Genomic DNA, 22616 nt, shown 5'->3' with positions numbered 1-22616 from the left:
GACATGCTGGCTATACCTTTTTCAGCCAGCCCCTCAAACGCTAAAACACCCCTAGTATCTACCACAAACGGGGACGTAATGGCTGTTTCTTGGGGGGATTTTCAGGCTATCATCCAGCTTTCCGCTGGCTTGAATGTTGCTATTCTCAGCTTTGTGGATATCAGCATCCCCGCCATTAAGGAACGCCGCCGTGTGTTTTCCAAGGCACGGCAGGAGCTGGAAATCTACCGCAAGAACCCACACAAAGTGACAACAGAAGATAAAGCCGCCCATGCTGGCGCGGTAGGGGAAATAGACCGCCAGCTTTTTGACCTATGGCGTGAAACATCAGAGTTTGAAACCGTGGAAGATTCCATGATTAAAACAACTGGTGTTTTCGGCTTTATTGGTGCAATCGTGAGCATAAGTCTGTTGTGGTATTCTGGTTTGCATTACGATGACCCAATCAGAACATCAGGAGAGTTACTGACATTACTTTCGTTCCTCTCCTTGGCAGCGGCATTTTTCATTAACTTTATTACTGCGTTTAAGGCAGCACATTATACAAAGCGCTGTAACGACCTACGGCAACAAATGCGGCAAAAACTATAACCCATAAAATCACTCTATCAGCGGATAACATATATCATTTCTTTGTTATTTCTTTTTCGGAATGTTTTTATCTACACTTCCCAGTGATCTGGCCATACAACCTGCCGCGCTGAAGGGGAAATACCCTCCATGACGACGCTTCCCAAACAAACAAAACTTTTCTTGCTGTTTTCTGCATCTTCACTGTTGCTTCCTGTCATGCACAAAACAGCACACGCGCAGGTTCTGCCCTTTACAAGCCTGAAGACAAGCAGTTCCAGCTTGGGCCGCTGGCTGGCTGATATTACCCTTACGGGGCAGATTGAAGGCGGTATCATGGCCAACCCGGCACGCCCCAACCCCGGCTATAACTACGGGGACTTTCTGGCTGATCATGCTAACCAGGTGCAGCTCAACCAAGCTGAATTCACCATCTCCAAAGCCATTGATTCCAGCCTGAACGACTATCAAATCGGCTTCACGCTGGAGGGGCTGTATGGTTCCGATGCCAGATACTACCATGTGCTGGGTATTTCAGATCAGGAATGGAAGGCGCGTTACCAGCTTATTCCCGCCCAAGCACATGTAGATGTCCATCTGCCTTGGCTGACAAAAGGTGGGCTGGATATGCAGGTTGGTATTCTGCAGGCCCCAATGGGCGTTGAAGGATTAGACCCGACATCCCGCGCCTTTTATACGCTTGCCTATACATCTGAATATTCTGTGCCGTTTGAGCACATTGGCGCCATGTTTAACTGGCACGTAACACCCATGGTAGATGTAACGTTCGGGATTGATACCGGCAACCAGACATCCTTTGGCAATTCTGATAACAACCACATGCCTGCAGCCTATTTTGGCTTTAACCTTAACAATCTGGCACATGGCAAACTACGTATTGTAGAGCTCAGCCGCGTTGGGCCAGAAAACTCATGGCGCAGTGTCGGACATTATGAAGCAGACCATGCGCAGCGCTTCTGGAACGATATCAACGCTACCTATACTATCAACGACAAGCTTTCTGTTACTGCAGAATTCAACTATCTGCATGATGAAGGCGTGCGCGGCATTGGGGCGCGTGGGCAGTTTGCTGGTGCTGATGCAGAAAGTTTTGTCAGCTTCCTCAGCTACAAGATCAACAAGGAGTTCACCTTCAATTACCGTGGGGAAATCTACCGCGATAATAACAACATGATGGTGGCTACCTTCCGCGGCAACAATTCCTATATGGAAGCCTTGGCTGGCACGGGTGGAGAAACCGTTGCTGGCCCATCTGGCCATGGCACCACGTATGGAGATCTGTCTTTAAACGTCGTATATCATCCGGATTTGGGGCACCACGTGCGCGTCTTCCAGTTGCGGCCGGAAATACGGTTTGATCGTTCCCTTAACGGCACCACGCCTTTTAACGGTGGCCGAAACAACGGCATGTTCACCTTTGGTGGCGATGCCGTTATCGGGTTCTGATACACTCAAGCACAGGCTGTCATGTCCGTGGCAGCCTGCTTTGTTTTTTAGTTACCCAATCTGGATGAGAGCACCAGATACAAAATAAATACACAGTCTAGCCCGCAGAGCATCAGGGTAAGTTCCGCCCATTTGCGGGTTGTCAGCACAAAGGCTGTGTGCAGCAGCAAACCAAATGCCAGACTGACCATAAAATCACCCGTCAGCACGGTAACAAGCAGCATAAACAGCGGAATAACCCGCTCCTGCACAGCCAAAGATTTCAGATCTGGCAGGCTGCCCAACATACCCAATCCCACCAGAATAAGGGCCGATGCCGTTGCCACAGCAGGCACACAAATGATGAGCGGCCACAAGATGGAGGACACAGCAAACAGGCAGGCCACCACCAGTGCTGTCAGACCCGTGCGTCCACCCTCTTCTACCCCCACCAGAGATTCCAAATATGCGGAAACCGTAGACGTGCCTAAAGCAGACCCAATAACACTGGCTGTTGCATCTGCCACAAAAGCCGATTTTGCCAGCAAAGGCTGCCCCTGCTTATCCTTCAGGCCAGAACGCTGCATCACGGCCATCATGGTGCCCGTGGCATCAAAAAAATCACCCAAAAAGAAATAAAGCGTTATGGGTAAAACCAGAAACAGATTGGCAAACAGGCCATGAAAATCATACGGGAATAACATGAACCACGGGTAGGAAGGCCAATCCACCCAATGCGCTGGCAGTTGTGTAACCCTGCTGCCATCTGGATGCGCAACCCACAGCCCGGCAATGGTTACTGCAATAACAGATAGTAAAATGGCCGCAGGTATACGCGCCCATTTTAACATCATGGCCAGAAAAACCCCGGCCAAGGCCAACAACACAACGGGGTTGGACAGTTGCCCGAATACCAACCCTTCCCCGCCCTTGGTTACCAAACCACCATTTACAATGCCGATATGAGCCACAAAGGCCCCAATAGCAAAATGAATACCCTGTTTGACTGAAAGCGGGAATGTTTCAACAATTCTACGCCGCCACGGCGTGAGGGAGAGGAACAGAAACCCAAGCCCACCCAACAACACCATGGTAAAGGCCTGAGCCGGTGGCACCCCCATACGCACAACAACAATCTGGGCAAATACCACGTTGCTGCTCATAACTGGTGCCAGCGCGATAGGCAGATTAGCCCCCACGGCCATAATGAAAGACCCCACAACAGCAGAAGCTATTGTGGTGATAACCATGGCATGCTGGTCTAACCCGGCAGAGGCCAGAATATTGGGGTTAACCGCCATAATATAGGCCATAGCCCCAAAGGTGGTGATACCTGCCACAACCTCCTTGGGGATACTGGACCCTCGGCCAGAAATATCAAAAGCACGATCCAGACATGCACGCATGCCTGACCATAAATATCTCATCCATTCCTCGGCAGTGCTGCTAGGGCCAGTTTCTGCTGTATCTTACGGATGTACGAACAAAAATAACACCAGCGGAATAAAAGTTTTCCTGCGCTAACGAATGTAATCTGCGCAGCACATAGCAGCTATCCGGCCTGCCCCCGTAGCCGAATACTGGAGGCATCCCCATTTCGTAGAATGAACAAGTGCTTAGGTTTAAGCATCAAGACAAAAAGGATATTTTCTATGACTGATAAAGCACCGCACGAAACCAGCTCCCTTTTCCATCTGGCAGAACGCGCCCTTAAGCAGCCCAAGCTGGCAACCAAGGAAGAAGTGCGCGAACTTGCAAACTATGTGCTAAAAGGCGGCGTAAAGGCTGGTGAAGCCGAACGCGAAGTAGCCAAAAAAGCAGAGCGCAACCCAGAGGGCGTAGAAGCCTCTGATATTGAATCTCTGGCAAAAACCGTTATTGCCGCACATTCCTGAAAATTGCGCAGGCAGGTGGCCCAAAACCACCTGCCACCAAAATGTAGACCGGGGCTCCCTCTTCTTCTCTCCGAAGATATAATTGCGGACAAAGAAGGGAGATGAATTTGAAAAAGTTACTTCTGGTTGCCATGCTGATATGGGCAACACCAGTTATGGCCTCTTCTGCGCCGCAGACTGTTGATGATGCCTATCCTTATGTAGATGCCGCATCCATTTTACTGACCAATGATATCAAAACATTTCTAAGCGGCGGCAAAAGCCTTATAAATTGGGCTCCTGTTTTTCCGCGCCCAACACCCGTAACGGCTCAAGCCTATTGGGCACACTGGAAGTCTCATTCCTCTACGGCGGCCACAGATTTTCCTATGGACAAGCCCATCTATATTACCGGGCAGGTTCTTTCTGTTTCTCAAACAGGGGAAGATTTTTATGTTGATTATGCCTCATCCCCATCAGGTATAGATGATGTGCAAGCCTATCTCTCCAATAATGGAGTCAATGCAGCCTCATCTTATTCAGCCGGAAAAAAGATCTCTCTGCTTTGTTTTCGCGCAAAAAACATGTTCCAACCGACAGATTTAGGCGGCTGTGAGGATATTGGCAGTGTTGCACAAAATATTTTTGTAGATGCGTATAAGGATCTTGCTCTTATTGCAGCAGGCAAAAGCGGCGGCAGATTGCCCTTTTCTGCTAGCGCACAAAGAATGATTATTTCTGCGCAAAGTTGTGCCTTGCAGCTTCGCAAGGCTGCATCGGAAGCCGTTTCCATCAGAGAAATGGCTTCATGCAGAGGTGGTGGGTAAAGCTAACACCACAGCCTGACAGGCTAAACAACCTGTCAGACACTGTTGGTATTACAGATTCAATGTGCGTTTAAGTGCTGCACAGTAGGCATCCATAAACCTACGGGAAAGTTCGGCATCTGGCACATACATATCAAACACATGATACGCCCCCGGCACCACCATAACTTCCGTTGGCACGGCCGCTGCCATCAGGCGGGTTGCGTAATCAAGGTCTTCTTTCAAAAACAGATCCATTGATCCCACACCAATAAAGGTGGGAGGCAAACCTGCCAGATCAGTTGCACGGCCAGCTGCTGCATATGGTGGCGTTTGCGGGCCACCCGCTTTATCACCCAGATAAGCCTGCCATGCGTATTTGTTGGCAGAACGTGTCCAGACAAATTCGCCAAAATTGGCGCCCGGATCACTGTTTATTGCCGTGCGATCATCCAGCATGGGGTAAATAAGCAACTGAAAAGCCAGTTTGTATTCTTTTTTGTCACGCGCCATCAGGCTCAGCGCTGCACTTAAGCCACCACCTGCACTTTCACCCGCAACAACAACCTTATCACGCGAAATACCAAGTTTGCTGGCGTTTTCATGCACCCATTTCAGCACTGCGTAACAGTCTTCAATCGCACCGGGATATTTGACCTCAGGCGCCAGCCGATAATCTACCGAGAAAATCTGAAATCCCAGATCACTAGCCAGCTTTTGGCATTTGGGGTCATCCACTTCTGGATGGCCAGAAACAAGACCGCCACCATGAATATAAACCATGGCAGGCGCATTGGGCTGCACTTCACGCGGCGTATAAACAACCACACGCACATCTGGGGCATTGTTCAACCCCGGTACGTATTCTTCCCGCGTGATAACATCTGGCAGAGGCCGACCTTCTATAAGGCGCACAGATGTTAGAAAAACTTCTCGCACTTCTGGCAGTGAAAGCGACGAAAGACCATCAAAAGATGGCATTTTCTCAAGAATGGGAAGGAATTCGGGATTAACTACTGATTTTGGCATAGTAACTCGCCTCCTATTTTGCGGCTGGCATCACAGACCATGCCGCAAGACAAGTGTATATACCTATGAACCTTAGAGTTTATTGATTGGTATCAATATAAAAATACAATACTCAGATATTTTATATATGGTTTTCACATAACATATTATGTTTATACGCATTATAATTTTATTTTATTAAAAGAAATACCATTTAAACGTAATTGAAATTCATAATATATTCTATGTTTTCTGTATGAATATAAACGACACCAAGCAAAAACAGGTGTTCTAAAAATACCAGCTAACCTATTACCCAGATAGATTCATGGCCAGCCTGATTGACACCAGACTGACCATGAAAACACTTTCTTTAATTAAGCAAATCTCTTTTTGCTATCAGCTTGTTTCTCAGTGTTTGCAATGTAAGGCCCTGCAGCGCGAATTGTTATGGAAAGCAGTGCTATTTCATGGCCGATCAGATGATCTTCCAAGGGCAACAAGGCATTGCCATCTGTCCATGCGCAATCTGTCCAATCCGTTTCATGCCAGCCTTCGGGCTTGTCCTGCTTGAGATGTGCGATGATGTCATGCTGCTTTCCGGCTGCGGCAAGATGCACATCCGCTACAGCTACGCCCATAACCCGACGGTCATCCACAAAAGGCCCGATGACATCGGCAGGCCGTGCAGCGCGGGAAACAACGCGTACAAAGCGTGTACCTGCACGCAGCATAAAGCTATACCGCTGGCCGTTACGCCGCACGGCACGCACAATGGCACCTTTATCGGTTACCAAGTGCAAGTCTGGCTCCTCAGTAAGAACCTGCGGTGCTTCAGCCACCAGATGCCCTGCAATACCTGTTGAGCGGTCTGCCAATTTGCGGAACAACGGCTCCACAAAAGCACGATCCACACACAAATCTACTACAGCATCTTCTTGCCAGCTTTTGACTTTTCCGCCCATGCTCATGACAGAGCCAGCCTGACGGAACGCCCGGCGGTTACCGGTATCCAGATAGCTTTCTGTCAGCATACCATCTGCTGTAATCACAGAATGTTCTTCTATTTCCACATGATAGTAATCGTAAGAGGTGATGGATTTATCATAAAAGATGGAAGATCCGTTCACCAACATGCGCACAGGCACAAACTTGCCTTCAAAAAACAGGCAATGTTCAGATGTAATCAGCATATCCTTGTAAGGTACGCCATCTGCAATGGCATCCTTAAGGATACGCACTGGGTATCCTGCCTCATCATCTGGCAGACCAGCCCGCACATTGGCATGCGCTTTACCAGCCCATGTCACTTTACGAACACTGCTTTGACCATCTGCAAATGTGAGAACTTCATCCCCCAACTGCAAAGTTTCAACTGCAACATCACCAGACGGTGTGCGGATCATGGAGCCTGCAAGAAAACAGACTTCATAAACGGCATTGCCATCCGCATCAGAAGAAAGTTCGTACCCATACTTGCTGACATCATCAATATGCAGCGTAACAGATCCGCCCTCGTTAAAGGACAAGGTAACGTAATTACCATCTGCTGAATAACTGGTGGAGGTAATATCGGCTGCCTTAACCCCGGCAAGCACAATACCGTCCGAGTTTCCGGCAGAATTGCCGTCAAAACCAGTCACTTCTGTCGTAACAGTTGTGGCGGAAGAAGTATCAATACCATCCAAGGTCAGCCCGGTATTGGTGCTACCTTCCAGATCAACAACACCATCAGCTGCGGCCCATATGGTGGCTTTGCCACCATTTTGCAAAGCTTCTGTACCGCTCAGCACACCACCGCTTTGCACATTCAGCCTGCCGCCACTGGCAACATTTACATCTGCAGCAGACCCACCAGAGTTAACATCCACCGTGCCACCAAACACATTAGCACTCTGCAAGGAACCCTGAGAATAAACGTCGAGCGTGCCACCGCTTTCTACGGTTTCGCCTTTTGCTATTCCGCCTGTATCAACATCTTCAAGGCCACCTTTGTTGACTGTTGTAGATGTAGCAACGCCACCATTCTGCACAAACTCTATGCCGCCAGAATTCACAACAGCACTCACAGCAGAACCGCTGATATAGCCAAAGCCGGTAACATTATACGTGGTGTGATAAGCGATACCACCAGCACTCACAACTTCATGCCCGTGGCTGGTGACAATCATATCACTATCCTGCCCGCCGGACATCACACGTTCTTCAGCCAGATTAGAGATTGTGCCTGAAACAGCACTGCCCCAATCATACTGGCGGGCATGGTTGATTTCAAAACCACTGACCAGACCACCAGAGGCTACGGTCTGGATACCGTTATCTACAATACTGATATTTGTGGCCGTGCCTTTTGAATCAACTTCGGAATATCCGCCTGCTGTAATTGTTACGCCGCTTTCGTAACCTCCAGACAGCGCAGAAACTTTTGCTCCAGCACTTAAAACGCCACCGCTCAATGCACCGCCGCTCAGCACGGTTATGCCACCAATAATACCGGCGGATGCAATTGTTAGCGTGCCATGAGCGTTTACCGTCTGATCAACAGCACTGCCGCCAGCGTTTACGTATTCGCTCCCGCTTCCATTAATTGTTGTGTGAGACGTTAGGCCACCCGATGAAACATTGATCCAGCCACCAGAATTTACCGTGGCATTATCCAGTGTGCCTGCAATAAAGCCAAAACCCGTATCATTAAAAATTGTGTTTACGGCAGTACCACCCGCGCTCACCACTTCATGCCCGTGGCCGGTAACTGTCATGTCGGCATCATAACCGCCAGACTGAACGCGCTCTTCACCCAAATTCTCAATCAGGCCACTTACGGCACTGCCGGCGTTATTCTGCCGCCCCATATCAATGGTGAAATTGCTGACAACACCACCCTGAGCAACATTCTCTACGCCATAGCGATGAACCAGAGTATTGGAGGCGCTGCCATCAGACTGAATATCTACGGTGCCGCTGGCATTTACAGTCTGGTTAATAGCTGTGCCACCCGAGCTCACAACTTCAAGGCCACCGGCATTCACTGTTGTGCCAGATGCAATACCACCAGCACTTACCTGAAGCTGCCCGCCATCCAGTATTGTTCCAGAAGTAACCCCTTTTGTTTTCGCCAACTGAAGGCCGCCGGAAGAAACGATTGCGGATTCACTTAAACCATTCAGAACAGCATCTTCACCACCATTGTTGATAGTGGTGTTGTATGCTGAACCATTTGTATATTCTATAATTAGGGCCTGTTAGGGCTTGATCCAGTCTGCTGCGGCAGCGATGTGGATGACCGCGAGGAACGACGTTGCTGTTTTTTCATATCTGGTTGCGACAGCGCGCCACTCCTTGAGGCGAGCCCAGAGGTTCTCAACGAGATGCCGACACCGATAGGCCCATTTGGGGCAGGCGACCGGGCCATCGCGTCGTTTCGCGGGAATGGCTGGCCGTGCTCCCATGTCCCATATCCGTTCACGCATGGCGTTCGACGCGGAAATCTCACAGAAGGGTTGTACATCGGGTTAGATTATGAAAAAGTCTATTTTGTGTAAAAGAAATTTTCGTAAGCTATAAGAAAACCCGATGCAGACAGAGTGTAGCGCAGGCGCGTATGAATTTCCAGCCTCCTGTGGACGGCGTGTTGTGGCCCGTTTTGACGGGGGTCGCATGAGTTCGGATGGGGGCGTCATTCTGGTGAAGCAGGCTGATGACATTCTGGGTCTCAGCCGCCGCTTTGCTGCCTGTTTTCGCGATAAGCGGCATCCCGGCTTTGTGGAATACCGGGTTGAAGACCTTGTCCGTCAGCGGATCATGGGCCTGGCACTGGGCTATGAAGATCTCAATGATCACGATGCCCTGCGGCATGACCTGATCTTTGGTCTGGCCTCGGGCCGTCTGTCAGGAGGCCGGGCAAACTGCGCAGCACTGGCAGGAAAATCCACGCTGAACCGGCTGGAGCGCAGTGGCCACAAGGCAGATCGTTACTGCCGCATCATTGCTGATCATGAGGCCCTGGCTACCCTGTTCGTGACGCTCTTCATGGACCAGCATGAGCGCGCACCCGCCCGGATCGTTCTGGATGTGGATGCCACCGATGACCGTATCCATGGCCATCAGGAAGGCCGGGCCTTTCATGGGTATTACGGCCATAACTGCTATCTGCCGTTATACATCTTCTGCGGAGACCATCTCCTGAGCGCCACCCTGCGCACGGCAGACAGGGACCCGGGGAAGGAAGCACTGGCAGACATCCGCCGGATCGTCGAGCAGATCAGGAGCCGTTGGCCCCGGGTGCGTATCCTGGTGCGTGGGGACAGCGGTTTCGCCCGGGACAGTCTGATGACATGGTGCGAAGACAACCACGTTGACTTCCTGTTCGGGCTTGCAGGCAACACCCGCCTGTATGACCGGATTGCCTCTTTGTCCGCTGAGGTTCGTGACGAAGCCGCCACGACAGGCAGAGCTGCGCGCGGTTTCGCCTCCTTTGACTGGATCACAAAGGACAGCTGGACGCGCCGCAGGCGGGTCGTGGCCAAGGCCGAATGGCGCCACGGCAACCGCTATCATCGCTTCATTGTCACCACCCTACCGCAGGGAATGTCCGACCCCCGCCATCTCTACGAACAGATTTACTGCGCACGCGGGGATATGGAAAACCGTATCAAGGAATGCCAGATGGATCTGTTCTCAGACAGGACCTCGTCCCACACCATCCGGGCCAACCAGCTCCGGCTGTGGTTCTCGGCCGCAGCCTATGTCCTGCTGACCGCTCTGCAAAGACTGGCCCTTGGCCAGACCAGCCTGGAGACGGCGACCTGTGGCACCATACGCGCACGGCTGCTCAAAATCGCGACACGTGTAACGCTCAGCGTCCGTCGGATTGTCCTGTCCATGCCGGACATGTTCCCCTGTCAGCATGAATTCGCCCTCGCTCATGCACGATTGCGAAGGCTCCGGCAGGCCATCTGAAGAAACAGACAGTGCACAGACCACATAGCTTCCACCAACACTGCCTTCTCAGGCCGTGACACCCTCACTGCGTTCAGAACCCGCCGCCAGAAGCAGAATATCGTCAATATTCCAGATCGGGCTCCTGTGGGATGACTGAATTCTACAAAATGACCCGAAATTGCCTCAAGTGTGAGATGGGGTGGTTGCCGTCCTCCCCGCACGGCATCGCAATGTGCCAGAATGGTCGTTGAAAGAAACGACTGCGCGAAAGGACGGCAGATGAAGGATACAGTGATAGGCGTTGATCTGGCAAAGAACATTTTCCAGGTTCATGGAGCTTCGCGTGCGGGCGAGGTGATGTTTCGCAAAAAGCTGCGTCGTCAGCAGTTTATGCAGTTCATGGCCACGCAGCCGCCTGCTCTGGTCGTTCTTGAAGCGTGCGGGAGCGCGCATTACTGGGCTCGCGAACTGGCAGGAGCTGGTCACGAGGTCAGACTGATCGCTCCGCAGTATGTGAAGCCTTTCGTGAAGCGCCAGAAGAACGATGCTGCTGATGCGGAAGCGATCGTCATTGCGGCCCGGCAGCCGGAAATGCGCTTTGTCGAACCACGCACTGAAGCGCAGCAGGCGCGTGGCGTTCTTTTCCGGGCCCGGCAGCGTCTGGTGCACCAGCGCACGGAACTGGTGAATGCCCTGCGTGCCGTTCTGTATGAATTCGGTCTCGTCGTGCCACAGGGGATTGCGCATATCAGACACATTGAAGCCATGTTGGATGAGGCGGTTCTGCCAGAGGCTGTGAAGCAGGAATGCCTTGATCTGCTGCGACAGATTTCGGAGCAGAGTGTGCGGATTGATGTCAGAACAAAGAAGATCAGGATGCTTGCCCAGGAAAGTGAAAACACCTGCAGATTGCAGAGCATGCCTGGAGTGGGTCCTCTGACCGCTCTTGCGATTGAAGCTTTTGCGCCTGACCTGCAGAGCTTCCGGCGCGGGCGCGACTTTGCTGCGTGGCTGGGGCTGGTGCCCCGTCAGTTCTCATCTGGCGGAAAGGAAAGGCTGGGGAAGATATCAAAAGCCGGGCAGGCTGATATCCGCAGGCTTCTCATCATGGGCGCCATGACCCAGGTGAACTGGGCCAGCCGTAAGGCCCCTGCACCGGGAAGCTGGCTGGCACGGATGCTGGCCCGCAAGCCCCGTATGCTGGTAGCCATTGCGCTGGCCAACAGGATGGCACGAGCCATCTGGGCCATGGCAACAAAACAGGAGGATTATCGGGATCCGGCCCTGTCCCTGGCAGCCTGAGCGATGGCTCGGCTCCCGCGGATGGAACCGGTAGGGGTGTGAGAGGGCGATGACCTGAATGGGCGCATGATCGTTTGATCCGGATCGGAAAAACCAGTGGATTTCTCTGTGCTTTAAAGCACGCCTGTGAGATTTGGATCTGATCCGCTGATCACCATACCGGCCAGTGGCTTCTGAAAGGCCACATCAACAGGCCTTACAGAAGACCGCACACGATCACACGTCAATATTGGTCAGAAAACTCTTGCATAACGGACGGTAACCACAGAAGAAATCCGCGTCGACGCGTAGCCCTTGTCCGCTACTACCCACAGGGGAGTGGCGGGAAGGCTGTCGAGCATGGCTGGTGCCAGAGGCAGTTCATGAGCCTGTCCAGGGGCCAGCGCAAAACCGAAGGCTTTTCCATGTCCATCAGCGATCACGCAGACTTTTGTGCCATAGCCGCCGCGAGAGCGGCCAAGTGCTTCACGATGGTCTCGCTCTTCGAAAGAGGCCCCTTTTTTTGGGCTCCCGCCGCTTTGTGGTGAGCCCTGATGTTCGTGCCATCCAGAAAAGTCATTCCGAATGCCACTCCCTGTTGTTCCTGAACCAGTGCGAGCAGCCGCTCCCATACGCCGAGCTTCGCCCAGCGGATGAAAAGCTGCGCAGCCCGCCACCACGGACCCAGTTCAGCGGGGATACTCCGCCATTTCGCGCCATTCTCATGACGTCAGAAAATCGCTGCTATCGTCCGCCGCAGATCATGTGGCGGCGTCTTGCCCCTCGGGCGAACCTCCTCAATCAGAGGTTCCCAGATCGCCCATGTCTCGTCCGTAAAGGTGCCTGTTCTGTCTCCTTCTTCCATCCCTACAATATGGGAAGAAATTCAAGATCTAACAGGCCCTAAACCATTATTATTTACGATCGCATCATACGATACGCCGCCATCAATAAATGCGCCATTTGCGTAGTTCGAGCCTTGGCTCGTTACGGTCACAGCAGAAACAACACCATTGCTCTGTACGGTAATGCCAGCATTATTCAGGGTGACACCGGATGCCAGGCCACCATCATTCACCACCATATGGTCATGATAAACTGTTACATCATCGGCAACACCGCCTGAGTTCACAATAACATCGTGAATTTCGGATGCAGTACTGGTTTGCGGCGTATTCCCTGAAACATTTACGCCAGAAACATAACCCTTATCACCAACAACGAGAGTATTTTCGGCATCCCCTGTAATCGTAACATCCGTTGCAGAAGCACCATCTGAAACTTCCAGGCTTCCGCCCGCTGTCATTGTTACAGTTGTAAGGCTGGCAGATTGTTCCGCCCCTACAGATCCGCCTGAATCAACTGTAACCGAGCTTCCTGCCCCTCCCATAAAATCAACATCGGCTCCACTTTGCACCGACAAAGATGAAATACTGCCGTATCTATTTTCAAATATTGCGCCAGACTGGGCAGAAACATTATTGGCTTTACCGTAATTATAGAATCCACCACTGCCTTGCACAGTCACACTTGTAACGGTGGCTGTATTCTGAAAGCTGCCGCCACTTTCAACAACAGCATTTTGTGCCGAACCAAAATTCTCAAACGAACCTTGATCCGTTACATTTAACACCGTAGCAAGGTTGGTAAAGGAACCACCATTTTGAACAGTTAAACCTACAATAGTTCCGTTCATAAATGTGCTTGTTTCACCACTTCCAACAACAACATTTGACAAAACATTACTATCTGCCACCACGACCACTCCTTATTCGAATACTTCTTCATAATCAGATATCGTTAATTATGTTTTAAAATGGCGAACAGAATCTGATTATGTTTTGTTATGTTAATCGTGGAAGAACATTCATCACATTTGTTGAAATTTTTCCAGAACTCTCTGAACATATCAGATCACTTATCCGAAAAATGAGATGTATTATTTTACATTCTCACTATGTATTCAATTCATTTGTAAATCATGAAAATTATATTGTTATCAATAATTTAAAATATATAAACCATAAAATCATTACATAAATTAATAGAATTTGTTTTATATTTTTTGTAATTTTTATTAAGATAATGAATAAAAAGATACTCATGCAAAACACAAACCGGGTGAAAAATATTGCACACATAACGGCACACTATATTTAAGAATTTGATTTTAATATTGAAATTATATCACCCTGATGATGTTTTGTTTGTTTTTATGTAATAACAATCAATAAACCCTCATATATTCCAATATCTCTGCCATACTTCGGACACAAATATTCCAGCCTGAGACCTTCCTTTTCTCCGCGTAATCTGGCTCTGCCATGCAGGAATAGTTTGCGGGTGGACGCTGCCTGTATCCACCTGTAAGAATTTATAGAATATATACTTTATTCGTATCGTATTTTGGGAGCACTCAATGCCCAGCATAAGCCCATTTGCCGGCAAGCCGGTCGATCCAGCCCGCCTAGTTAATATAGATACCCTGCTGGATGCCTATTATACCCGCAAGCCCGATCCTGCCATTGCAACGCAGCGCGTGGCATTTGGCACATCGGGGCATCGTGGATCCTCGCTGAGCACCAGCTTTAACGAAAACCACATTTTGTCGATCAGTCAGGCAATTGCCGACTACCGCAAAAATGCAGGTATTACCGGGCCGCTGTTCATCGGCATTGATACTCATGCCCTCTCTCGTCCTGCGCTGAAATCTGCGCTGGAAGTATTTGCGGCCAATGGTGTGGAAGTTCGCATTGATGCGCAGGACGGCTACACTCCCACGCCTGTCATCTCACACGCAATCCTGACCTATAACCGCAACCGTAGCAGCGATCTGGCCGATGGCGTAGTGATTACACCATCGCACAACCCCCCTGAAGATGGCGGCTATAAGTACAATCCTCCCCATGGTGGCCCAGCGGATACCGATATTACCAAGGTAGTAGAAGCCGCAGCCAACGCCTACATGGCCAAGAACATGGAAGGCGTAAAGCGCGTCAGCCTTGAAGATGCGTTAAAGGCACCTACCACAAAGCGCCATGACTATATTACGCCATATGTGGATGATCTGGCATCTGTAGTGGATATGGATGTTATCCGTGAATCCGGCATCTCTATCGGCATTGACCCGCTAGGGGGCGCCGCAGTGGATTATTGGCAGCCGATTATTGATAAATACGGTATCAACGCCACGATCGTCAGCAAGGAAGTAGACCCGACTTTCCGTTTCATGACCGCTGACTGGGATGGAAAAATCCGCATGGATTGCTCCTCCCCCTACGCCATGGCGCGTCTGGTTGAAATGAAGGACAAGTTCGACATCGCCTTTGCGAATGACACGGATGCAGACCGCCACGGTATTGTATCAGGCAAATACGGGCTCATGAACCCCAACCACTATCTGGCTGTCGCGATTGAATACCTGTTCAGCAACCGCGAAAACTGGAACGCCAATGCAGGCGTGGGCAAGACGGTGGTAAGCAGCAGCATGATTGACCGTGTGGCCAAGGAAATTGACCGCAAACTGGTAGAAGTTCCTGTTGGGTTCAAATGGTTTGTGGATGGTCTGTACCACGGCACGCTAGGCTTTGGTGGAGAAGAAAGTGCAGGCGCATCCTTCCTGCGCCGCGATGGCACAGTATGGAGCACAGACAAGGACGGCATCATCCTCGGCCTATTGGCAACCGAAATGACAGCCCGCACCAAGCGCAACCCCGGTGCTGCATATGAGGATATGACCAAACGCCTCGGCACACCATATTACGCGCGTATTGATGCGCCAGCCGATCCTGAGCAGAAGGCTATCCTGAAAAACCTGTCTCCTGAGCAAATTGGCATGACCGAACTGGCGGGTGAACCAATCATCAGCACTCTAACGAACGCTCCCGGCAATGGGGCGGCTATTGGCGGCCTAAAAGTTTCGACCAAGGATGGCTGGTTTGCTGCCCGTCCATCAGGCACTGAAAACGTCTATAAAATCTACGCAGAAAGCTTCAAGAGCGAAGCACACCTCAAAACCATTCAGACCGAAGCGCAAAATGCAATTTCGGCTCTGTTTACTACGGCTGCTAAAAAGTAGACTGACTGAGTTTAGAGGCCGTCCTCAAATCATCAGTTTGCCAGAAAGATTATTCAGGAGCGTGGACCACCGCGCCCCTGAATGCCCTACCCTACGAACGAGGCGGCGGCATATCTGGCTCATAGAACTGGCACTACGCCAGATCTTATGGACACGGGCGTTGCAGATCAGGCCAGAAGGTTCTGACATCCTTGCCACGCATAACGCCTTCAATCCCATCCGGCACATCAGCCGCTCCCTGTGCAGCGGGTAACATTCCTGCCTTCACGTAAGCAAAAACTTACAGAAACCTTTAAGTACGACACACGTTTTTGGATAATTTAGACACTTTTGAAACAGCCTGTTAGAAGATGAAAAGAATGTTTGCAAAAACCAAAGGCGAAAACGTGGATACTGAGAGATATCTCATTGGAGCTATTGGTGGCCCCAATTTTGGGGACGAAGCTATCCTGAAGATATGGACACTTTATTATCGGACACAGTTTGAAGGCCGTTTGATCTGCGATGGTTTCAGAAACCCTTGCCTGACCTTTGATCTGGGTAGCGATGTTCAGTCCGCCCCTCTGCATCTGAGTATCTGGCAGGCTTTGACTGACCTAAAAACCATCTACTCCAACAAAGGAAGCATAACCTTTGAGGATATTGATCTGGTTCTAAAGCCTTTTGAAGAAACCAATATAGAATCCATACATTTTGTTGGTGGAGGGTATATTAATGCTCTCTGGCCCATAAATTATGCACTTTTGGGACTGGCCCGTTTTGCCGGTTGGAAACTGAAAGTTCCCGTTATTGCAACAGGCCAAGGGCTGCTTCCCGCCTTACAAACTGAACACAATGAGCTTAGGACACTATTCGGAAGTCTCGAAAAAATAGATACAAGAGAGCCGTATTCGGAAGAAGTATCAGGATCTCCCACCTGTACCGGAGACGATGCTATTCTCTATTTTGCGGGCGATGAATCTGTTTATAGCTTTCATTACAGCCAGCCATTTATCGGTTTATCCTTACAGAATCATCTTTTTTCAGGATTAAGTGTCATTGGTGGTTTTTTTACCGATGAAGCACTAACGGCCATGAAAAAAGCCGGTTTTGGAAAAATTCTCATATTTGAAGCAGCTCCAGAAGACATTCACCAGTTAGATCGCAGCTTTCTGGAAAAATCTTACCGATATGGAATATATGTAGAATTTGTCTCCACATTTTCCATGTTGGAAAAAGGGTTGCCATATCACCCTGATAGTTTTGTTTTCACATCAAGATATCATGTCCACTTTTTCTATGCGATGATGGGAATTGGTGGCGTAGCTCTGTATGAGAATGATTACTATAAGATCAAACATGCGGGTATTACGGCAATGGGCAGCCTATGGCCTGTCATGAAAGCTGATGATCTGAATATTCCACAAGCTATCAAAGAGATTTCCAAAGGCAGCATTGCTGTCATTCCAGAAAAGAAGTCTGCATTTATAGAAAGAAAAAAAGGGCTTTGCACAAATATGGAAAACATTCGTGCAAAGCCCCCTGAAAACCAGGAAACTATCCTGAAAATAATGAATTACGTTCTTGGGTTATGACTCAATAGCCTCTTTATTCTCTGCTGCTTTCTGGAGATGGGCTTTCCAGTTAAACCCAACATCGTAACCATTATATCGTTTCTCAATGCCTGCTAGTGCAGTTTGCAGATACTCAAGACGCAAAGGCTGATCCAGACGGCTCAATATCCATGCATGAGTGCCGATTTCAACCCGTTTCATCTGCTCCATGATTCTGGCGGACGCCCACGGACGAACCTGACTGTAGAGCCAAGAGAAAATCTCGAAATGAATGAACATCCGTCTATCGGTCGCAGAAACATCCTGCCCCGGACGGTTGAGGCGATAAGCATAATAACAGTCGGGAATTACGCTGATGCGTCTTGCTCTGGAAATGGTCAGGAAAGCGAATGGCAGATCATCATGCCGACGAATATGCGCAGGAAATTGGATACCATACTGTTTGAGATATGATCTTTTATATATCCGCCGCCAGATTGAAGGCATCAGGGTCAGATAATCCTGCGGATCAATCACCAGGCCGGTCGTGCCATTTGGACCATCTGCACCATAGGCGGTCGGGTGCAGTATTTTTTTATCTTTCCTGTAGAACTCATAAAAACCGCACTGTCCGATCTCTGCGTTACGCAAGGCTGCCGCACGATAAAGATCTTCATACATGGGTGGTTCAACCCAGTCATCTCCATCCACAAAGGCAACATATTCACCTCTGGCGGCCAAAAGCCCCGCATTACGCGCAGATGCGCAGCCACCATTCTCCTTGTGTATAACTCTTACGTTTTGAGGAAAACGCTTCTGCCATTCATCTGCCAGAATACCTGTGCGATCTTTCGAGCCATCATCAACGATAATGATCTCAAGGTTTTTCATGGTCTGTGAAACGAGGGACTGAATACATTCGTCCAGGTAAGCTTCCACCCCATACGCCGCCACCACAACAGAGACTTCGGGAATGCTGGGATCCATGCGCCTGCCCGCAGTGCCATATCGCCCGTTGAACATATATAAATAAAAACTGTCCACATGGCTCTGACAAAACCGATATAGCGCCAGAGGATCCTGCTGGTCTTCATTCATTTCACAGCAGATGTGCTGGACATCTGTGTTTTCCAGAACGGCAGTTACCTCATCGGCGTCGAAATAGGCGACATCCACCCGCACGCCGCTGAGTTTTATGCCTTTCTTACTAGCCAGAAACTCGTGAACACTGGCAAAACAATGCACTCTGTCAGGGAACAGGCTCTCAATAGTTTCTCTATGAGATGCGCAGCTTTCAACAACATAAACATGCACAGCCGTATTGGCCCACAACGCAAGCGCAATTTCCAGACCAGATCGGGCACCAATAAGCAAAATATCCGGTTGCGGCGCATAAGGGCGCCAGTCTGAGCCGAAAAAAGCATTTTCCAGACGCCAGATATCATCGTTCAGCATTTCTACGTCAATCAGACGGGAAGTTCTGATCTGATTGACAATCTTGCTTAGGGAAGGAACTTTAATCATGACTTAATTACCTGATCTGGTTTTTAGAGATTGGGTAATATTCTTTATGCGTCGATTAGCTTTTTTAAAAATAGAGTGCATTTTTTTGTTATCCAATATTGCACCAATTAATGATGCATCCTCATTTTTATTAAAATCAGTTTTGTCTTCAGGAACATTTTCTGCAATCTTGGCCAGCTTTCCATAGTCGCATGATGTTATTGCGGCGCAGAGTTCCCGCTCCCAGTCATCGTATGCATAATCGCTGGCGTAGAGTGGTATCCACATTTTGGGAAAGGCATTCAGCCTTTTCACTGCATCTAGGATAAAAGTTGGTCTGTCATCATAGGCACAGAACTCGCTGCACCACACAACCATTCTAACGAGCAGACCAATCAGGTTGGCCCCAATGCTGTCGGGCACGTCATTCTGCTCAACGTCCTCTCTGATAATATCAAGGATACGCAGCATATTAAAACGCTTCTTACCGAAAGAACCCGTTGTCTGCCCTTCCCTGCCAACCCGATAGAACAGCAGGGTTTCACCCAAGAGAGCAACCCGCCTTGCACGAAGCATACAGGCGGCATGAAAGGCTGCATCTTCGAAAAACAATTTTTCAGGGAATGTCAGCTGATTGCTGATCAGAAACTCACGCTTAAAAATACGCAATACCGAACTGGATTCCAGACGGGCAATTCTGGGTTCCTGCATCAGCGTAGAGATATGGATTGTACGCCCCTGCAGAATGCTGTCCCATACGTATGAATCTGGGAAGCCGCTAACTGCCTGTGTGTTGTTATCAAAGGAAACACCTCTGGCAATAACGAAATCAATCGGGTTCCTGTCCAGAACATGAAGCATTTTTCTGTACGTCGCGGCGACGCAGATATCATCACTATCAAAGAACGTGATATATTTTCCACGCGCAAGCCTTATCCCTTCATTGCGGGATGCAGAAGGCCCCTGATTTTTATGAGACAGAACTTTCCCTGCCTGTTTGCGCTGCTGGAACCAGTTTACCGCAATCTGCAAAGAATTATCTTCGCTCCCATCATCCACAACGATGATTTCCAGATTCTGGAAATCCGATGACACAAGGGAGTTCAATGTTTCGCAAATATATTTTTCGGTGTTGTACATTGGAACAATAATGGAAAGATCGACGCTTTCGGCGCCGTCTTCTTCAAAAATAATGCTCACTCGTTTTCTCCTCGAACATGTTGAGCATTATAAAGCAAACTCTGACCGCGAAGAATACAGATGAAAAAAAAGAAACTGCCAGTCCACTACGGCGTGTCGTCAGTTAAGCCCTGAGAGTGGCACGTGAGGGTTGTACTTTGTGTCTGCGTGTGCTGACTGTTTTCCCATTTTTTGGGGAGACAGACAGATGCGGCGCTATAGTTTACGCGATGACCAGTGGGAGCGGATAAAGGATCTTCTTCCTGGTCGAGAAGGCTATGTCGGCGGCACTGCGGTGAATAACCGTCTGTTCGTGGAGGCGGTGCTGTATCGCTATCGCGCGGGTATTCCATGGCGCGACCTTCCTGCCCGTTTCGGTGACTGGAAAAACGTGCACCGGCGTCTGCGCCGCTGGTGTGAAAGCGGCGTCATCGAACGGATATTTCGTTATCTGGCCGCTGATTACGACAACGAATACATGATGATCGACAGCACAATTGTCCGAGCGCATCAGCATAGTGCCGGAGCTCTCAAAAAAGGGGCACGGATCAGGCCATCGGACGATCACGAGGCGGGCTAACTACAAAGATCCATGCCATCTGCGACGCTCTGGGCAATCCAGTGGAACTCGGCATCACACCGGGACAGGATGCCGATATCACCCAGGCAGAACCACTTCTGGAAAACATCGAACCGGATGCTTTCCTTGCTGACAAGGCGTATGACGCGGACAGGTTGATCGATCGGCTGATACAGCGTAACCGGCCGCTCTGGGCCGCCTTGATTATGCGGCCTGCCTGTGCAGTGTATTCACGGGTTTCCAGTTCCATGGCAACAGTTCGTGGAGCCGGTTGATCTTGTGCTCGTTGATACGGGCCAGGACGTCGGCGAGGTAATCGTGCGGATTAAGCCGGGAGAGTTTTGCGCTTTCGATAAGCGTCATGGCATCAGCGATGTTGTCGCCCCCGGTGTCGGATCCGGCAAAGAGATAATTTTTTCGCCCCACGCATACGGGCCGTATGGCGCGTTCGGCAGGATTGTTGTCGATGGCGACACGACCATCTTCGAGGAACAGGGTAAAGGCCGTCCACCGGTTGAGCGCATAACGGATTGCTTTTGCCAGTTCCCCCTTGCCTGGGATACGGGCAAGCTGTGTTTCGCACCATGCGTGGAATGCTGTGACACGGGGGCGGCTTTGTTCCTGTCGGACAGCCAGACGATACGGGGCCGGGTGTCCGGTGATCTGGCGCTCGATATCGTAGAGCTCTCCGATCTGTTCAAGTGCTTCCCTTGCGATTGTCGAATCACTGCCCTTCCAGACATCATGGAAGGCCCGGCGGAGATGAGCCCAGCAGGCTGCTTCGCGCACGTGCACGGTTCCTGTTGCGTCTGGTTTATACAGATCCCTGAACCCGGCGTAGGCGTCAGCCTGCAGAATGCCCCGGAACTGTGCCAGATGGGTCTGGGGATTGATCCCCTTGCGATCGGGAGAGAACCAGTAGGCCACGGCGGGCGGATCACTCCCTCCCCATGGGCGGGGATCGCGCAGATAGCTCCAGATCCGCCCTTCCTTCACGCCCCGGGGTTTGCCAGCCTGACGCAGACGGGGGTCAAGAACCTGGATGGGTGTATCATCAGCATGTAGCAGGTCTGCCTTTACGACATCCTGACGGATCAGATCTGTCAGAGGACGCAGAACGGCAACGGCCTGACCACACCAGTCGATCAGGGTTGAACGGGGAATGTCCACACCCTGACGGGCAAAGATCTCATTCTGACGATAAAGCGGAATGTGGTCATCGAATTTCGAGACCAGGATATGGGCTAAAAGCCCGGTGCCAGCCATCCCCCGTGGGACAGGGCGCGACGGTGCTTCAGGCTGCACCAGTGTTTCGCAGTGACGGCAGGATTTCTTCAGCCGTGCCGTTTCGACAACTTTCAGTTTTGCCGCAATAAAGTCCAGTATTTCGGTGACATCTTCGCCTACAAGACGCAGGGGACCGCCACAGGCAGGACAGGCCTCACCTGGGTCGAGAACAATACGCTCCCGTGGTGTCGTGTCAGAAACCTTTGGTTTGCCACGCTGCCGTGGGGGAGAGACTGCATCATCGCTGACATCATGCTCCCTGATATCAGGAGAAGGATCGGCTGCCGCGATGGCGATTTTTACATCTTCAAGGAGCAGTTCGAGTTGTTCAATCTCACGGTCTATCTTTTCTGAACTGGCCCCGAATTTCTGTTTCTGAAGACGTGCGATCCGGATTTTGAGAGACTGGACAAGAGCTTCATACGCACGGGCTGACGCAGAAAGCCGAGCCACTTCGGTCTGCAGGGAAACAATCATTTCCCTCAGGGTATCCGGATCATCAGGCAGGACCGCAGGTGCAGACGTCATTAT

Annotated in this window: 15 protein-coding genes and 3 pseudogenes; 9 read left to right on the top strand and 9 right to left on the bottom strand. The window is 50.3% G+C overall.

Annotated features, from left to right (window positions below; genetic code table 11):
* The first annotated feature begins 3 nt into the window (after positions 1-3).
* Positions 4-591, top strand: a complete 588-nt coding sequence (locus ABNV41_RS02015; protein WP_197687330.1) for a hypothetical protein — start codon at positions 4-6, stop codon at positions 589-591.
* Between the two features lie 129 nt (positions 592-720).
* On the top strand, positions 721-2037 hold the full coding sequence (locus tag ABNV41_RS02010) for an outer membrane beta-barrel protein (RefSeq protein WP_349934891.1): 1317 nt from the start codon (positions 721-723) through the stop codon (positions 2035-2037).
* Between the two features lie 47 nt (positions 2038-2084).
* On the opposite strand, the gene ABNV41_RS02005 is transcribed toward ABNV41_RS02010, so the two are convergent.
* A complete protein-coding gene (locus ABNV41_RS02005; RefSeq protein ID WP_087651889.1) occupies positions 2085-3443 on the bottom strand; it encodes an NCS2 family permease in 1359 nt (452 codons plus the stop codon).
* Positions 3444-3668: 225 nt separating this feature from the next.
* Between ABNV41_RS02005 and ABNV41_RS02000 the strand changes: the two genes are divergently transcribed.
* Together ABNV41_RS02000 and ABNV41_RS01995 are read left to right on the top strand one after the other, a co-directional pair.
* The gene (locus ABNV41_RS02000; protein WP_050818276.1) at positions 3669-3911 is read left to right on the top strand and encodes a hypothetical protein; all 243 of its coding nucleotides are present in this window, start codon (positions 3669-3671) and stop codon (positions 3909-3911) included.
* Positions 3912-4012: 101 nt separating this feature from the next.
* Entirely contained in the window at positions 4013-4717 is a 705-nt protein-coding gene (locus ABNV41_RS01995; protein ID WP_050818277.1) for a hypothetical protein, read from the top strand.
* Positions 4718-4768: 51 nt separating this feature from the next.
* Here the strand turns inward: ABNV41_RS01995 and ABNV41_RS01990 are convergent, their stop codons facing one another.
* The 3 genes and pseudogenes from ABNV41_RS01990 to ABNV41_RS01980 form a co-directional block, all read right to left on the bottom strand.
* Complete coding sequence (locus ABNV41_RS01990) at positions 4769-5725, bottom strand: alpha/beta hydrolase (RefSeq protein WP_003624578.1); 957 nt, start codon at positions 5723-5725, stop codon at positions 4769-4771.
* Between the two features lie 356 nt (positions 5726-6081).
* Positions 6082-8823: a Hint domain-containing protein gene (locus tag ABNV41_RS01985; RefSeq protein WP_349934890.1), complete on the bottom strand. Its 2742-nt coding sequence runs from the start codon at positions 8821-8823 to the stop codon at positions 6082-6084.
* Between the two features lie 123 nt (positions 8824-8946).
* Positions 8947-9186: pseudogene (locus ABNV41_RS01980) on the bottom strand (transposase); the annotation flags it as partial.
* Positions 9187-9277: 91 nt separating this feature from the next.
* On the opposite strand from ABNV41_RS01980, the gene ABNV41_RS01975 reads away from it, so the two are divergent.
* On the top strand, positions 9278-10663 hold the full coding sequence (locus ABNV41_RS01975; protein WP_050818493.1) for an IS1380-like element IS1380A family transposase: 1386 nt from the start codon (positions 9278-9280) through the stop codon (positions 10661-10663).
* 261 nt (positions 10664-10924) lie between these two features.
* Positions 10925-11947, top strand: coding sequence for an IS110 family transposase (locus ABNV41_RS01970; RefSeq protein WP_087652277.1), 1023 nt, complete (start codon positions 10925-10927; stop codon positions 11945-11947).
* A 281-nt stretch (positions 11948-12228) separates the two neighbouring features.
* Here ABNV41_RS01970 and ABNV41_RS01965 read toward each other — a convergent pair.
* A pseudogene (locus ABNV41_RS01965) lies at positions 12229-12791 on the bottom strand (IS5 family transposase); the annotation flags it as partial.
* A gap of 21 nt (positions 12792-12812) precedes the next feature.
* Complete coding sequence (locus tag ABNV41_RS01960) at positions 12813-13685, bottom strand: hypothetical protein (RefSeq protein ID WP_349934889.1); 873 nt, start codon at positions 13683-13685, stop codon at positions 12813-12815.
* Between the two features lie 660 nt (positions 13686-14345).
* Between ABNV41_RS01960 and pgm the strand changes: the two genes are divergently transcribed.
* Positions 14346-16004, top strand: a complete 1659-nt coding sequence (pgm, locus tag ABNV41_RS01955) for a phosphoglucomutase (alpha-D-glucose-1,6-bisphosphate-dependent) (RefSeq protein ID WP_087651885.1) — start codon at positions 14346-14348, stop codon at positions 16002-16004.
* A 359-nt stretch (positions 16005-16363) separates the two neighbouring features.
* The gene (locus ABNV41_RS01950) at positions 16364-17578 is read left to right on the top strand and encodes a hypothetical protein (RefSeq protein WP_087651884.1); all 1215 of its coding nucleotides are present in this window, start codon (positions 16364-16366) and stop codon (positions 17576-17578) included.
* Here ABNV41_RS01950 and ABNV41_RS01945 read toward each other — a convergent pair.
* Together ABNV41_RS01945 and ABNV41_RS01940 are read right to left on the bottom strand one after the other, a co-directional pair.
* The gene (locus ABNV41_RS01945; protein ID WP_349934888.1) at positions 17573-19060 is read right to left on the bottom strand and encodes a glycosyltransferase; all 1488 of its coding nucleotides are present in this window, start codon (positions 19058-19060) and stop codon (positions 17573-17575) included. The genes ABNV41_RS01950 and ABNV41_RS01945 overlap by 6 nt on opposite strands.
* Before the next feature lie 3 nt (positions 19061-19063).
* The gene (locus ABNV41_RS01940) at positions 19064-20239 is read right to left on the bottom strand and encodes a glycosyltransferase family 2 protein (protein WP_349934887.1); all 1176 of its coding nucleotides are present in this window, start codon (positions 20237-20239) and stop codon (positions 19064-19066) included.
* Between the two features lie 187 nt (positions 20240-20426).
* Here ABNV41_RS01940 and ABNV41_RS01935 point away from each other — a divergent pair.
* Positions 20427-20980 (top strand): annotated as a pseudogene (locus ABNV41_RS01935) (IS5 family transposase); the annotation flags it as partial.
* Positions 20981-21002: 22 nt separating this feature from the next.
* Here ABNV41_RS01935 and tnpC read toward each other — a convergent pair.
* Positions 21003-22613 carry an IS66 family transposase gene (gene tnpC / locus ABNV41_RS01930; RefSeq protein ID WP_349934886.1) on the bottom strand — a complete coding sequence of 537 codons (1611 nt, stop codon included), beginning with the start codon at positions 22611-22613 and terminating at the stop codon, positions 21003-21005.
* Positions 22614-22616: the final 3 nt, after the last annotated feature.

The sequence above is a fragment of the Acetobacter sp. A11-2 genome, assembly GCF_040208445.1.
GTDB classification, from domain to species: domain Bacteria; phylum Pseudomonadota; class Alphaproteobacteria; order Acetobacterales; family Acetobacteraceae; genus Acetobacter; species Acetobacter oryzoeni.
The sequence above is the reverse complement of the archived record's forward strand: the minus strand, read 5'-3'. Positions and strand labels throughout refer to the sequence as shown.